The 12,397-nt window shown below is 63.6% G+C and carries 13 protein-coding genes; 4 read left to right on the forward strand and 9 right to left on the reverse strand.

The genetic code is table 11. The annotated features are described in order from the left end of the window. The first annotated feature begins 5 nt into the window (after nt 1–5). Nucleotides 6–368, forward strand: a complete 363-nt coding sequence (locus ACZ3GY_RS22375) for a VOC family protein (protein WP_463562253.1) — start codon at nt 6–8, stop codon at nt 366–368. 66 nt (nt 369–434) lie between these two features. On the opposite strand, the gene ACZ3GY_RS22380 is transcribed toward ACZ3GY_RS22375, so the two are convergent. The 7 genes from ACZ3GY_RS22380 to ACZ3GY_RS22410 form a co-directional block, all read right to left on the reverse strand. Next, the gene (locus tag ACZ3GY_RS22380; RefSeq protein ID WP_465912031.1) at nt 435–890 is read right to left on the reverse strand and encodes a GNAT family N-acetyltransferase; all 456 of its coding nucleotides are present in this window, start codon (nt 888–890) and stop codon (nt 435–437) included. Next, nucleotides 890–2,218 (reverse strand): RNA helicase RhlE1, encoded by a 1,329-nt coding sequence (rhlE1, locus tag ACZ3GY_RS22385; protein ID WP_463565935.1) that lies wholly within the window; start codon nt 2,216–2,218, stop codon nt 890–892. The genes ACZ3GY_RS22380 and rhlE1 overlap by 1 nt, the downstream gene beginning before the upstream one ends. 148 nt (nt 2,219–2,366) lie before the next feature. After that, complete coding sequence (locus ACZ3GY_RS22390) at nt 2,367–4,748, reverse strand: TonB-dependent siderophore receptor (RefSeq protein WP_465912032.1); 2,382 nt, start codon at nt 4,746–4,748, stop codon at nt 2,367–2,369. 76 nt (nt 4,749–4,824) lie between these two features. After that, nucleotides 4,825–5,742 (reverse strand): FecR family protein, encoded by a 918-nt coding sequence (locus ACZ3GY_RS22395; RefSeq protein WP_465912033.1) that lies wholly within the window; start codon nt 5,740–5,742, stop codon nt 4,825–4,827. Then, nucleotides 5,739–6,230 carry a sigma-70 family RNA polymerase sigma factor gene (locus ACZ3GY_RS22400; RefSeq protein WP_465912034.1) on the reverse strand — a complete coding sequence of 164 codons (492 nt, stop codon included), beginning with the start codon at nt 6,228–6,230 and terminating at the stop codon, nt 5,739–5,741. The genes ACZ3GY_RS22395 and ACZ3GY_RS22400 overlap by 4 nt, the downstream gene beginning before the upstream one ends. A gap of 138 nt (nt 6,231–6,368) precedes the next feature. Then, complete coding sequence (locus ACZ3GY_RS22405; protein ID WP_465912035.1) at nt 6,369–6,974, reverse strand: 3'-5' exonuclease; 606 nt, start codon at nt 6,972–6,974, stop codon at nt 6,369–6,371. A gap of 8 nt (nt 6,975–6,982) precedes the next feature. Continuing rightward, complete coding sequence (locus ACZ3GY_RS22410; RefSeq protein WP_465912036.1) at nt 6,983–7,462, reverse strand: NYN domain-containing protein; 480 nt, start codon at nt 7,460–7,462, stop codon at nt 6,983–6,985. 159 nt (nt 7,463–7,621) lie between these two features. On the opposite strand from ACZ3GY_RS22410, the gene ACZ3GY_RS22415 reads away from it, so the two are divergent. From ACZ3GY_RS22415 to gudD, 3 genes are all read left to right on the forward strand, one after another. Continuing rightward, on the forward strand, nt 7,622–8,281 hold the full coding sequence (locus ACZ3GY_RS22415) for a YciC family protein (RefSeq protein ID WP_465912037.1): 660 nt from the start codon (nt 7,622–7,624) through the stop codon (nt 8,279–8,281). Nucleotides 8,282–8,320: 39 nt separating this feature from the next. Further along, nucleotides 8,321–9,361, forward strand: coding sequence for a LacI family DNA-binding transcriptional regulator (locus ACZ3GY_RS22420; RefSeq protein WP_463562262.1), 1,041 nt, complete (start codon nt 8,321–8,323; stop codon nt 9,359–9,361). A 239-nt stretch (nt 9,362–9,600) separates the two neighbouring features. Further along, nucleotides 9,601–10,947: a glucarate dehydratase gene (gene gudD / locus ACZ3GY_RS22425; protein WP_465912038.1), complete on the forward strand. Its 1,347-nt coding sequence runs from the start codon at nt 9,601–9,603 to the stop codon at nt 10,945–10,947. Nucleotides 10,948–11,143: 196 nt separating this feature from the next. Here gudD and ACZ3GY_RS22430 read toward each other — a convergent pair whose 3' ends face one another. Next, nucleotides 11,144–11,950, reverse strand: coding sequence for an energy transducer TonB (locus tag ACZ3GY_RS22430; protein WP_465912039.1), 807 nt, complete (start codon nt 11,948–11,950; stop codon nt 11,144–11,146). Between the two features lies 1 nt (nt 11,951). Further along, a complete protein-coding gene (gene tolR / locus ACZ3GY_RS22435; RefSeq protein ID WP_465912040.1) occupies nt 11,952–12,395 on the reverse strand; it encodes a protein TolR in 444 nt (147 codons plus the stop codon). Between the last annotated feature and the right edge of the window lie 2 nt (nt 12,396–12,397).

A 12,397-nucleotide genomic window follows, 5' to 3' on the forward strand; every position in this document is an offset into this window, starting at 1 on the left:
ATCCCATGCTGACCAGCGTCGAACTCAAGACCTTCATCCCGGCCAAGGACTACCCGCTCAGCCAGGCCTTCTACACCGCACTGGGTTTCAAACCCGGCTGGCAGTCGGATGAAATGAGCTACTTCAGCAACGGCGAACACAACGCTTTCCTGCTGCAGAATTTTTACGTCAAGGAGCAGGCAGACAACTTCGTCATGCACCTGCTGGTCGATGACGTCGAAGCCTGGTGGGCCAACGTGCAGAAGGAAAACCTCGCCGAACGCTTCGGTGTGCGCACCATCGAACCCCAAGACCAGCCCTGGGGCATCCGCGAGTTCATCATCTTCGACCCGAGCGGCGTGCTGTGGCGGATCGGGCAGAATATCTGAGCGGAAAACAACACGTAGCCTGGATTGAGCACAGCGATACCCAGAAGCTGTTTAGTAATGCACCGTCTAGCTTTCGGGCGAAATCGCCTTTCGAAAGAACACCCGGGCGTAACCGTCCTCAACTGCCCGGCGCGTTTCCCGGTACCCCAAACGCGGGTAGAAGAGGATGTTCTCGGTCATCCGCTCGTTGGTGTACAGCTCGATGGCCACGCAACCCAGTTCCCGAGCCTGGTCTTCGGCGAAGCCCATCAGTTGCCTGCCCAGCCCCTGGCCACGGGCCTGATTGCAGACCGCGACGTTCTGCACATGCAGCACATCGCCCCCATGCTCCAGCACCAAAACGCCCCTCACCGCACCGTCCAATTCCAATACGAACACCCTGCATTGCTCAATGACCTGGCGATAGTCATCGAGCATCGGCGCCGGCTCTTTGCCGATCCGCGGAATGTAGGGGGCGTAGGCTTCGTGAACTGTCGCGGTTATCGCGTCGACATCCACCTCGCTGGCGCGGCGTATCAGCACTAACGCCCGCTCTTCGGCTTACCGCCGAAGCTCGGCACCTTGCGGATGGCCTTGACCGGCGGTGCGGCGGGCTCGTCGTTTTCCATCCAGCGGCCCAGGCTGCCGGATTTACCACCGCCCACCACCTTGGACTTTTTCGGTTTCTTCGGTTTCTTGACTACCTGGCCGCCAGCAAGCGTCTGCGGCACACGGTGATCGGGAATGAAATCCGGCTCGTCGACACGCTGCAGCACCTGCTGGATCAGTGCCTCGATGGCCGAGAGCAACTGCACCTCGTCGGCGCAGACCAGCGACACCGCCTGGCCCGTGGCGCCAGCACGCCCGGTACGGCCGATGCGGTGCACGTAATCTTCGGCAACGATGGGCAGATCGAAGTTGACCACCATCGGCAGGTCGTCGATATCCAGACCACGAGCGGCCACGTCGGTGGCGACCAGCACGTCGACTTCGCCGGCCTTGAAGCGCTGCAGTGCGCGCAGGCGAGTCGGCTGTGGCTTGTCGCCGTGGATCGCGTCGGCGCGAATGCCCGCGGCCAGCAGTTCCTGCTCCAGCTCGTCGACGCCCTTGCGGGTCTTGACGAAGACCAGCACCTGCGACCATTTCTTGCTGCGATACAGATGCAGGAACAGCTCGGCCTTGCGCTTCTTGTCGACCGGAATCAGCCACTGTTTGACCGACTTGGCGGCGGCATTACGCGGGCTGACTTCGATGCTCAGCGGGTCGTGCAGCATTTCGCCGGCCAGGGTGCGAATGGCCTCGGAGAAGGTCGCGGAAAACAGCAGGGTCTGGCGCTTCTTCGGCAAGGCGGCGAACAGGTCATCCAGTTCGCGGGCAAAGCCCAGGTCGAGCATGCGATCGGCTTCGTCGAGCACCAGCACCTGCAACTGGGAAAACTTAACTGCGTTCTGGCGGTACAGGTCGAGCAACCGGCCAGGGGTGGCAACCAGTACGTCGAGGCCTTTGCGCAGTTTCATCATCTGCGGGTTGATGCTCACGCCGCCGTACACCGCGTAACTGCTCAGGGGCAGAAACTGCGAGTAGGTCTGCACGCTCTGCTGCACCTGCTCGGCCAGCTCACGGGTCGGTACCAGCACCAGGGCGCGCACCGAATTGCTGGCGACGGTCGGGCCTTCCATCATCAGGCGCTGCAGGATCGGCAGGGTGAAGGCGGCGGTCTTGCCGGTACCGGTCTGCGCCGCGGCCATCAGATCGCGGCCCTTGATGATCGGGCCGATGGCCTGGGCCTGGACGGGCGTCGGGGTCTTGTAATCGAGGCCGTCGAGGCAGCGCAGCAGGGGTTCGATCAGGCCGAGGGAAGCGAAGGTCATGGCGGGCAACGTGGTGGGCAATGGAGATGCCGCACAGTTTATCCTGTCCGGGTAGCGGCCGCTCAGCAGTTGCAGCGCGGCGATACCCGGAGTGGACATCCTGGGTATCGCTTCGCTCAACGCCAGGCTACGTGTTCCAGCACGCGGCTTAGAACTCGCCGCGCAGGGTCAGCATGTAACTGCGTGGATCGCCGTAGTAATTACCGCGACGCAGCTCACCCACGGACTTGTAGTACTTCTTGTCGAACAGGTTCTTGGCGTCGAGGCCGATAGTCCAGTGCTGGTCGATTTTCCAGGTGGCCAGTGCATCGTAGACCGCACGGCCGGCGTTGCTTACCTCTGGGCCGTAGGTATCGGTGCTGTAGCCGCTCTGTGCGGAAACGGCGCCACCAACGGTCAGGCGATTAAGCGCGCCGGGCAACTGGTAGGTGGTGGAAGCGCGCAGCAGGTGCTTCGGAGTCTGATAGTCGGTGGGGCCACCGCTGGCCTTGCTGGTCTGGTTGAAGGTGTAGCCAGCAGCCACCTGCCAGCCGGACAGCAGTTCGCCGCTGGCCTCCAGCTCGTAACCCTTGCTGCGTTGGATCTCGGCGTTGAGGTAGCAAAGGCCATCGATGTTCGAATCGCAGAGCGCGCCACTGGGGTCTTCTGCCGCCACGTCATCCTGCTTGATGTAGAACAGCGCGGCGGAGAGGTTCAGGCGTCCGTCATACAGCTCGCCCTTGATACCGGTTTCGTAGTTGACGCCAACAGCTGGCTCCAGCAGCGAGCCCGCTGCCGTGCGGTAATCGCTTTGCGGCTGGAAGATATCGGCGTAGCTGGCGTACCAGGACCACTGGTCATTGAGGTCGTAGATGATGCCGACGAAGGGCGTGAATTCATGATCCTGACGATTCGCCGCCTTGACTCCACTGATGGTCTCTTCCGTTTCGTACTCGTACCAGCTCAACCGCCCCCCCAGCACCACGCTCAGTGGCTCGCTCAGATACAGCCGCGTGTTGGCATAAACCCCATAACGCGTCTCGGCGCTGTCGTTGATCGCCGTCCAGCCATTGCGTGTCGGCCTGGTCAGTGCCTGATGATTCGGGTTGAAGACGTCGATGGCGCCAGCACCAGCAGCGGTATTGATATTGGCGTTCTTGCTGTACTGGTTCTCGCGGGACCAGTTGGCGCCAACCATCAGCGTGTGGCGCAGGCCGAAGGCCTCGAAGTTGCCGGATAGGTTGCTGTCGATGCCGGTGTTGGTCACGTCATCGCTGCGGTAAAGCGTTCGAAACAGCCGCGAGCCCGTGTTGGTGGCCGGGTTGATCGCGCCTTGCGGCAGTGCCGAACGCTGATCGAAGCCCCCTTCGGCACGGGTCAGCGAGGTCTTGCTGGTCCAGTCCTCGTTGAGACGATATTCCAGGTCGGCGAAGACTTCCGTCTGCTCGCTTTCGTGGCGGTTCCAGTCCTGCGCCAGCGAGGTGGAACGGGAAACGTCGAGGGCCTTGCCATTGCTGTAACGCGGCAGGCCGAAGATCGAATAGCCACTGGTGACACCCGTCTGCCGACGCAGGCCGACGGACAGGGTCGAGGCATCATTCAGATCGGCTTCGACGATGCCGTAGAACAGCGGCTTGCGGCTGGCTTCGCGGTCGTAGAAATACTGACGATCCTCATAGGCCACCAAGGCACGACCGCGCAGGGTGCGGGACTCGTTCAGCGCACCGCTGCCGTCCAGGTCCATGCGGTAGAAATCATCGGAGCCGGCGCGGGTGGTCACCGAAAAGTGTGGCTCGGCAGTCGGCCGTTTGCGCACCAGATTGACCGCTCCGCCTGGGTTGCCGTTGCCGACCAGCAGGCCGGCGGCGCCGCGAAGAATCTCCACGCGGTCGTAGACGGCGGTGTCCGGAGTCATCCAGCCAGTGGGGCTGTGGATCACGCCAGGCATGCCATCGACCAGATAGGCATCGGCGCCCAACTCGAAGCCCCGGGAGTTGTACTGATGGTCGCCGAAGTTGCGCGTCTGCAGGGTAATACCCGGTGCGCTGTAGAGCACCTGATCCAGGGAGGTGAAGTTGCGGTCGTCCATCTGCTGGCGGGTGATCACGCTCACCGACTGCGGGGTTTCACGCAACGACTGCGCGCCCTTACCCAGGGTGACCGCACGGGTGGTGTAGGAACCGGTACCCTCGGTAGCGCTGCTCGCCAGATCACTGCTGATGGTGGTGGCCTGCAGGTCGAGCGCGGCGGACGGCGCGCGCTCCATGATCAGCCAGACGTCGCCGCTGCGTTGCACCACTAGCCCCGAACCGGCGAGCAAACGCTGCAACGCTTCATCGACGGCGAAGGTGCCCTTCAGCGCAGGCGCCGAGCGGCTTGCGACCAGCCGATCATCGACGGCGAGGGTCACCCCGGCCTGGCTGGCGAGCTGCTTCAAGGTTGCGGCCAGTGGCTGCGCCGGCAGATCCAGTTCGACAGGGGCGGCCTGTACGCCCAGTGCCAGCGTCAGGGCGCTGGCGGTAACCAGTGTTCTCAGGGATGTGCGCAGCATGATGGGTCTCGTGATGATCTCGGATACCCCTTGACGGAGCAGGCCCCGAAAAGCCCAACCTGGAACGCGAAAATTTTTAGCGCGGCAGCAAGAGGGTGCTGTCGGCACGCTCCTGCAGGCGTACCCCGGCAAGCTGCGGCAAGGCCTGAACGAATGCCTCGATATCGGCGATTTGCACAACGGCGGTGATGGTCTGCGGCATGACAGGCTGCTCGAGGTGCAGCGGCTTTTCGCGATAACGGGCAAGACCGGCCACCACCTCGCCCAGGTCGGCCTGTTCAAAAACCAGGCTGCCGCTGCTGAAGCCGAAAGCGCCCGCCGCCTTGCGATCGGAACGCCGCAGCCCGACAGACTCACGATAAAGGCCGACCTGATCAGCACCCAGCTCGATGCGCTGCTCGCCGCTGGTCATCGCGACCCGGCCACGGGCCACGCTGACCTGCACGCGCCGGTCGAACGTCTCGACCACGAAACGGGTTCCCAGCACCCGCACTTGTGCCGCGCCGGCATCCACCACAAAGGGGCGTTGCGGGTCGTGACGCACGTCGAAGATGGCCCGCCCACGCAACAGCGTCAGATGCCGCACGCGGTCATCGAAGAGCACCTGAATGCGTGTATCGGCATCCATCTGCACCTCGCTACCGTCGGCCAGTTGCATGCGCCGCAACGCACCGATGCCGGTGAACAGTTGCAGTTCCTGGCGCGCGGCATTGCGGGCCAGCAGCCAGGCACCCAGGCCGCCGAGCAGCAAGCCGCCGAGCACGCCGTTGCGCAGGAAGCGCCGACGCCCGACATTCTCCATGGCGCCCGCCAGGGCACGGGTCTGGTCGGTGCTGGAGAAGTCGCCCCACAGGCGCTTGAAGCTGTGAAATTCCTGAGCATTGCGCGGGTCGGCGGCCAGCCAGTTGGCGAAGACCTGCCGCTCGGGGTGATCGTCCGGCAACTCGAGCAGCCGCGCGAACCAGTGCGCCGCCTCACGACGCCGCGCGCTCATGGGCAGAGCAGCTCGCGGGCCTCGTGCAGATCGAGCAAGGCACGCACCAGGTGGCGCTCGACCATCGTGGTGCTGATCTGCAGCATCGCGGCGACTTCCACCTGGCGGTGCCCTTCGATGCGCACCAGCCAGAACACTTCACGACAGCGCGGCGGCAGGCAATCGAGAATGCGCTGCAGGGCGTCCAGGCGCTGCTGGATATCGGCCAGATGCTCAGCCGAAGGGACGAACGATGCGCCATCGTCCAAATCCATGCGCGGCTCGCTACCAGCCTCGGGAAACGGCTGATAGCGCGAGGCGTCGCGGTAATGGTCGATCAGTACAGAATGGGCGATGCGCCGCAGGTAGGCATTGGGCTGTTCGATGACGCCACGCTGGTTGGCGAGCACGAAGCGAATGAAGGCATCGTGCAGCACGTCATAGGCGCGCTGCACGCAATGGGTACGCCGGCTCAGGCTCAGCAGCAGGTCGGTGTAGGCCCAGCGCAAATTGATTCCGCCCCACTCCATCATCCACCTCGGCCATGTTTCGACGGCGTCAGCCATCAGGGGGCGGGCAGTATAGAGAGCGGCTCCAGACAAAGTAAATGAGAACTATTAGTAGCCGACTGACTGCTCGACCGGCACTCAGCTCGCTGAGCCGAGCAGCGCGCGTACCTTGGCTGCGGACATGCCCTGCAGCTGGCGCAGAAAATCATGATCGACCACGCTGCGGCCATACTGCTCGCGTAGCAGGCTGCACAGGTGCAGGGTCAGGTTGGCGGCCATTTCCGCGTCGGCCAGCGCCCGGTGAGCCTTGCCGGTATCCGGCAGGCGCGCCCAGCGATTGAGGTTGCCGAGCTTGTGGCTCGGTGCGCCAGGCAGCAGACGCCGCGACAGCAGCAGCGAGCAGGCGAACTGCTGGACACGCGTGCGACCGATCAGGCCCAGCTCTGCGTCCCAGAACTTCTGATCGAAGGAGGCGTTGTGCGCGAGCATCGGAACGTCGCCAACGAACTCGGCGACCTCGTGCATCACCTCGGCTGCCGGGGGTGCGCTGCGCAGCATGGCGTTGCTGATGCCGGTCAGTTGCTCGATGAACGGCGGCACCCAGGCACCGCTGTTCATCAGGCTCTGGTAGCGCGCGGTGATCTGCCCGTTCTCGATGATCACTACACCAATTTCGGTGGCGCGCGCCTGCTGGGCCGGCGACATGCCGGTAGTTTCGAAGTCGATGACAGCAATGGGTTTCACGTAAAGCCTCAGTGTTTCAGCAACAGATGCCCCTCGATGGGCACATAACGAGTGGCCGCGCGCACCAGCGACTGCGCGGTGAGCCCGGGAACGCCGTAGGCCACGGCTTCGACGCCATGACGTTGGCGAATGCGTTCGAGCAGCAGGTCGAAATCACCATCACCGGAAGCCAGCACCACGCTGTCGACGTTCGCCGCCGTATCCATCACGTCGATGGTGATGCCCACGTCCCAGTCGCCCTTGGCCGAGCCGTCACTGCGCTGAATGTACGGCTTGAGCTTCACGGTGAAGCCGAGGTTACGCAGGATCTGCTGGAACTGCTGCTGCTTGGGATCACCGCGGTCGATGGCATAGGCGTACGCCTCGACGATCTCGCCGCCGCCGGCCAGCTCGCTCCACAACGCCGTGTAATTGAAGTGACAGCCATAGGCCTGGCGCACGGTGTAATAGAGATTCTGTACGTCGGCGAACACGGCTATTTTCTTCACCGGACATCCTCACAAGGGCTCGCGCGGTTTGCACGGCGGCCAGTATGCCAGTCTCGCGCCCTTCGGGTCGAAAGCCATTACCCGATGGTAATCGGATCACTGGTCGAGAAACCGACGCCCTCGTATGATGACGGCCTGTTTTTCTGGCCGCGATTTTCCATGAATCCCCTCGACGCCCTGCGTGACGCTTTGTTCTTCTTCAAGCAAAACCTGCTGCAGATCATTCTCCTGTGCCTGCCCTTCCTGCTGCTCGAAGCCGCGCTGAGCATGCAGCTAGAAGGTCTGGTCGCAGCCGCCAAGGTACCGCTCTACGATGTGCTGCTCGGGCTGCTCTTCTATCCGCTGTACAGCGCCGCGCTGATCCTCTTCATCGACGCACGCAGCCGTGGCGAGCAGCCGGCCAGGGGCGCGCTGGTCGCCATGAGCCTGAGCCTGTGGCCGCGCTTCGTGCTGCTGGCCGGCATCGGAACCCTGGCGATCATGCTCGGCGCCTCGCTGTTCATCCTGCCGGGGCTATGGCTGATGGTGCGCCTGGTGTTTTCCGACTACCTGCTGGTGCTGCGCGGGATGTCGCCACTGCAGGCGCTGCACCAGAGCCTGCAACTGACCCAAGGGCATTTCTGGCCGATTCTCACCTGCGTGATGCTGGTCATGGTGCCGCCGTGGCTGGTTGGTTTCTGGGCCGGCGATATCGCGGCAGAGCCTGCCGGGCGCCTGCTGCTGGATCTGCTGCTTGGCCTCTTTCAGCTATTCACCACCGTGGTGGTGTTCCGCCTGTACATGTTGCGCACGGGCGACAACGCCGCGCCCCTGCCGTAACCTGCCGGACAATCCACCGTTCAAGACCGAGACGACCCCGTGGCAAGAAAATCGCGCAGAGAGCTGGCCAAAGACCGCGGAGACCTCAGCGCCCTGCCGATCACGGTCAAGGACGTGGCGCTCAAGGCCGGTGTGTCGCCGATCACCGTGTCGCGGGCGATCCAGCGCCCGGAGCTGGTCAGCGATGCCACCCGCGAGCACGTGTTGGAAGTGGTGCGAGCCATGGGTTACGTGCCCAACCTGATGGCTGGTGGCCTGGCGACCAGCAAAAGCCGCCTGGTGGCCATCGTGCTGCCGACCATCGCCAACTCGATCTACGCCAGCGTGGTGCAGGCAATCATGGATCGCCTCGCCGAAGCCGGTTATCACACCCTGGTCGGGCCAAGTGGCTACACCCCCGAATATGAGGAAGCCTTGCTCGCGGCGATTCTCGGCCGCCGCCCTGACGGCATCGTGCTCACCGGCACCTTTCATACCCAGGCCAGCCGCGAGCGTCTGGCGGCTGCCGGGATTCCGGTGGTCGAAGCCTGGGATTTAAGCGATGACGGGCTGGGTATGCAGGTGGGCTTCTCCCACGAGCGGGTTGGCGCCGCCGTGGCCGAGCACTTCTTCGCCCAAGGGTATCGCCGCTGGGCAGTAATCGGCGTCGATGATCCTCGTGCCTTGCGACGCTGCAACGCGGTGATCGAACGGCTTAGCACCCTGGGCGCCGACACTGTCGCGGTGCAGACACTGCCGCTGCCCGCCACCTGGGAAGTCGGCCGTAAAGGTCTGGCCAACTTGCTGGATGCCGGTGAAACGCCGGACTTCATCTTCTGCAGTTCCGATACCGTAGCCCTCGGCGTGCTGGCAGAGGCTGCGAGCCGAGGCCTGAGTGTGCCCGGCGACCTCGCAGTACTGGGCTTCGGCGACACCCTCAACGGCCAGTTCGCCAACCCCGCGCTTTCAACAGTGAGCGTCAATGCCACGGAGATGGGCCGGCAGGTCGCCGAAGCCCTGCTGCGCCGCTTCGACGGCCAAAGCGCCGAGGCGCCAATGGACACCGGGTTCGCAATCATCGAACGCGGCAGCACGGCCTGACGGGAAGCCGCCTCTCGTAGCCTGGGTATCGCGCGGCTCAACCCAGGCTACGGGCTATCGCATGCGACCACATCTTGAACACTACCGTGAGCAAAAATCACAAAGTTCGTGCTTGAATGATAACGTTATCTGTTTATGATGATAACGTTATCTTTTTCACCACCTGCGACACCGTTACTGCTGCCCGGCGAGGCAGCCAGACCATCCGCAACGCCGACCACGGCAACAGGAGTCAAGCGATGAACAATAACAACACTCATACAGGTACCCCGGTCATCACCTCCCTCGAGGTCATTCCCGTCGCCGGGCACGACAGCATGCTCCTCAACCTGAGCGGTGGTCACGCGCCCTACTTCACCCGCAACCTGCTGATCCTGCGCGACAACGCAGGCCACGTCGGCGTCGGTGAAGTGCCGGGCGGCGAGGCCATTCGCCAGACCCTGGAAGACGCCCGCCAACTGCTGATCGGCCAATCCATCGGCCAGTACCAGAAGCTGCTCGGCCAGGTGCGCCAGGCCTTCGCCGACCGCGATTCCGGCGGCCGTGGCCTGCAGACCTTCGACCTGCGCATCACCATCCACGCCGTCACCGCCGTGGAGGCCGCCCTGCTCGACCTGCTCGGCCAGCACCTGGAAGTCCCGGTGGCCGCCTTGCTCGGTGAAGGCCAGCAGCGCGATGCCGTGGAAATGCTCGGCTACCTGTTCTATATCGGCGACCGCAAGAAAACCGACCTGCCCTATCGCCAGGAAGCCGATGCCGACAACGCCTGGTTCCAGGTGCGCAACGAAGAAGCGCTGGACGCCCAGGGCGTGGTGCGCCTCGCCGAAGCCGCCTACGAGCGTTATGGCTTCAAGGACTTCAAACTCAAGGGCGGCGTGCTGCGCGGCGATGAGGAAATTGAAGCGGTCACCGCATTGGCCGAACGCTTCCCGGATGCACGCATCACCCTCGACCCCAACGGCGCCTGGTCGCTGAAGGAAGCCATCCGCCTGTGCCGTGACCAACATCACGTGCTCGCCTATGCCGAAGACCCTTGCGGCGCCGAAAATGGCTACTCGGGCCGTGAGGTGATGGCCGAGTTCCGCCGTGCCACCGGCCTGCCGACCGCGACCAACATGATCGCCACCGACTGGCGCCAGATGGGCCATGCGATCCAGCTGCAATCGGTCGACATTCCCCTCGCCGACCCGCACTTCTGGACCATGCAGGGTTCGGTGCGTGTGGCGCAGATGTGCAACGACTGGGGCCTGACCTGGGGCTCGCACTCGAACAACCACTTCGACGTATCGCTGGCCATGTTCACCCACGTGGCTGCCGCCGCGCCGGGCAAGATCACCGCCATCGACACCCACTGGATCTGGCAGGACGGCCAGCGCCTGACCAAGGAACCGTTCCGTATCGAAGGCGGCCTGGTCAAGGTGCCTCAGAAACCGGGCCTCGGCGTGGAGCTGGACATGGACGCCGTGGCCAAGGCCCACGAGTGCTACAAGGGCATGGGCCTGGGCGCGCGCAACGACGCCGTGGCCATGCAGTACCTGATTAGCGGCTGGACCTTCGATAACAAGAAGCCCTGCCTGGTGCGCTGAGCAGCCTCCTGAGCGATCGTGATACCCGGGGATATTGCCCTGGGTATCGCTTCGCTCAACCACAGGCTACGGTTCTAAGCGACATTCGCTCTTGTAGCCTGGGTCGAGCGCAGCGACACCCGGGGAATCGCAATCCTGGGTTTCGCTGCGCTCGACCCAGGCTACGTTGCGGAAGTCCCCTTTTACGGGGATCGTCTTACTGAATTTTGTAGGTGAACGTGTTCCTCACGCTCGCCACGGCGACCGCCTGGCCGTTGACCAACTTCGGCTGGTAACGAAAGGTCTTCGCCGCGGCCAACGAAGGTTTGACGAACAGCGGGTGGCAGTCGCCTACCACCTGAGGGTCTTCCACCCGGCCCTGGACGTTCACTCGATAAGCCACGGTGCACTCCCCTTCGATCTTGCGATCCAGGGCGCGCTGGGGATAGTCCGGGGCATCCTTGGCGATCGGCAGGTACTGACGGCTGGCAGCAGCGGCTGCTTCGGCACGCGCGGCCGCGGCGGCTGTTTGTCGCTGCGCCTCAGCCTGCCGGGCCTGGGCGAGTTGCTGTTCCTGCAGGCGCGTCTGACGCTGCTGCTCCTCTCGCACAACCTGCTCTTGGCGCAGGGCTTCGTCACGGCGTTGCTGCTGGCGATCACGTTCGATGCGCTGCTGCTTTTCCTGCTGTTCCTGTTGCACACGCTTGAGCGCCAGATCCGCCTTCTGTACCTGAGGCTTCTCGACCACCGGTTCCGGCATTGGCGCCGGTTCTGGCGCTGTCACTGTCGGCATGGGTGCAGCGGCTGGCGGCGGTGGTTGCACGGCCGGCGCGGGCAGCGAGACCAACTGAGTGGTGATCACCGCAGAAACCACAGGCGGCATCGGTGCGTTGTGCGACAGGTTGAGCAACACGAACGCCAGACCGATATGCAACGCCACCGCCACACCCAACGCGAAACTGTGCTCGCGCCAGGCAGGCCAGGAGAAACGCGGCTCGTGCAGTTCCAGGGTCTGGGTATTCATCTCAGGGCGCCTCGGTGATCAGCCCGAGACGGCTGACGCCGCCACGCTGCAGTTCGGCGATACCAGCGACCACGGCGCCATAGTCGGCATTCTGGTCGGCACGGATATACACCTGGGTCTCCGGGTTTTCGGCAACGATACTGGCGATCTTGGCGCCCATCTGCGCCTTGTCCACTGCGCTGTCGGTTTGCGACTCGGTGTCCACTTCGCTGCCCAGGTTCCAGTAGTAAGTGCCGTCATCCTTGACCGAGAGCGTGACGATGCGCTGCTCGTTCGGCGTCGGCAGCGCTTCGGCGGCCACCTTGGGCAGTTCGATCTGTACACCCTGCACCAGCATCGGCGCGGTGACCATGAAGATCACCAGCAGTACCAGCATCACGTCGATGTAAGGCACCACGTTCATTTCGGCTTTCAGGCCGTGTTTTTTCGTCGGTCTAACCAGCATGG

Source organism: Pseudomonas sp. PME37.24/006 (assembly GCF_055556635.1).

What these genes read in the sequence shown, in the direction of transcription:
- gudD (WP_465912038.1), top strand. Translation starts at nt 9,601, where the DNA reads ATGAACAATAACAACACTCATACAGGTACCCCGGTCATCACCTCCCTC.
- ACZ3GY_RS22415 (WP_465912037.1), top strand. Translation starts at nt 7,622, where the DNA reads ATGAATCCCCTCGACGCCCTGCGTGACGCTTTGTTCTTCTTCAAGCAA.
- rhlE1 (WP_463565935.1), bottom strand. Translation starts at nt 2,218, where the DNA reads ATGACCTTCGCTTCCCTCGGCCTGATCGAACCCCTGCTGCGCTGCCTC.
- ACZ3GY_RS22395 (WP_465912033.1), bottom strand. Translation starts at nt 5,742, where the DNA reads ATGAGCGCGCGGCGTCGTGAGGCGGCGCACTGGTTCGCGCGGCTGCTC.
- ACZ3GY_RS22430 (WP_465912039.1), bottom strand. Translation starts at nt 11,950, where the DNA reads ATGAATACCCAGACCCTGGAACTGCACGAGCCGCGTTTCTCCTGGCCT.
- tolR (WP_465912040.1), bottom strand. Translation starts at nt 12,395, where the DNA reads ATGCTGGTTAGACCGACGAAAAAACACGGCCTGAAAGCCGAAATGAAC.
- ACZ3GY_RS22390 (WP_465912032.1), bottom strand. Translation starts at nt 4,748, where the DNA reads ATGCTGCGCACATCCCTGAGAACACTGGTTACCGCCAGCGCCCTGACG.
- ACZ3GY_RS22375 (WP_463562253.1), top strand. Translation starts at nt 6, where the DNA reads ATGCTGACCAGCGTCGAACTCAAGACCTTCATCCCGGCCAAGGACTAC.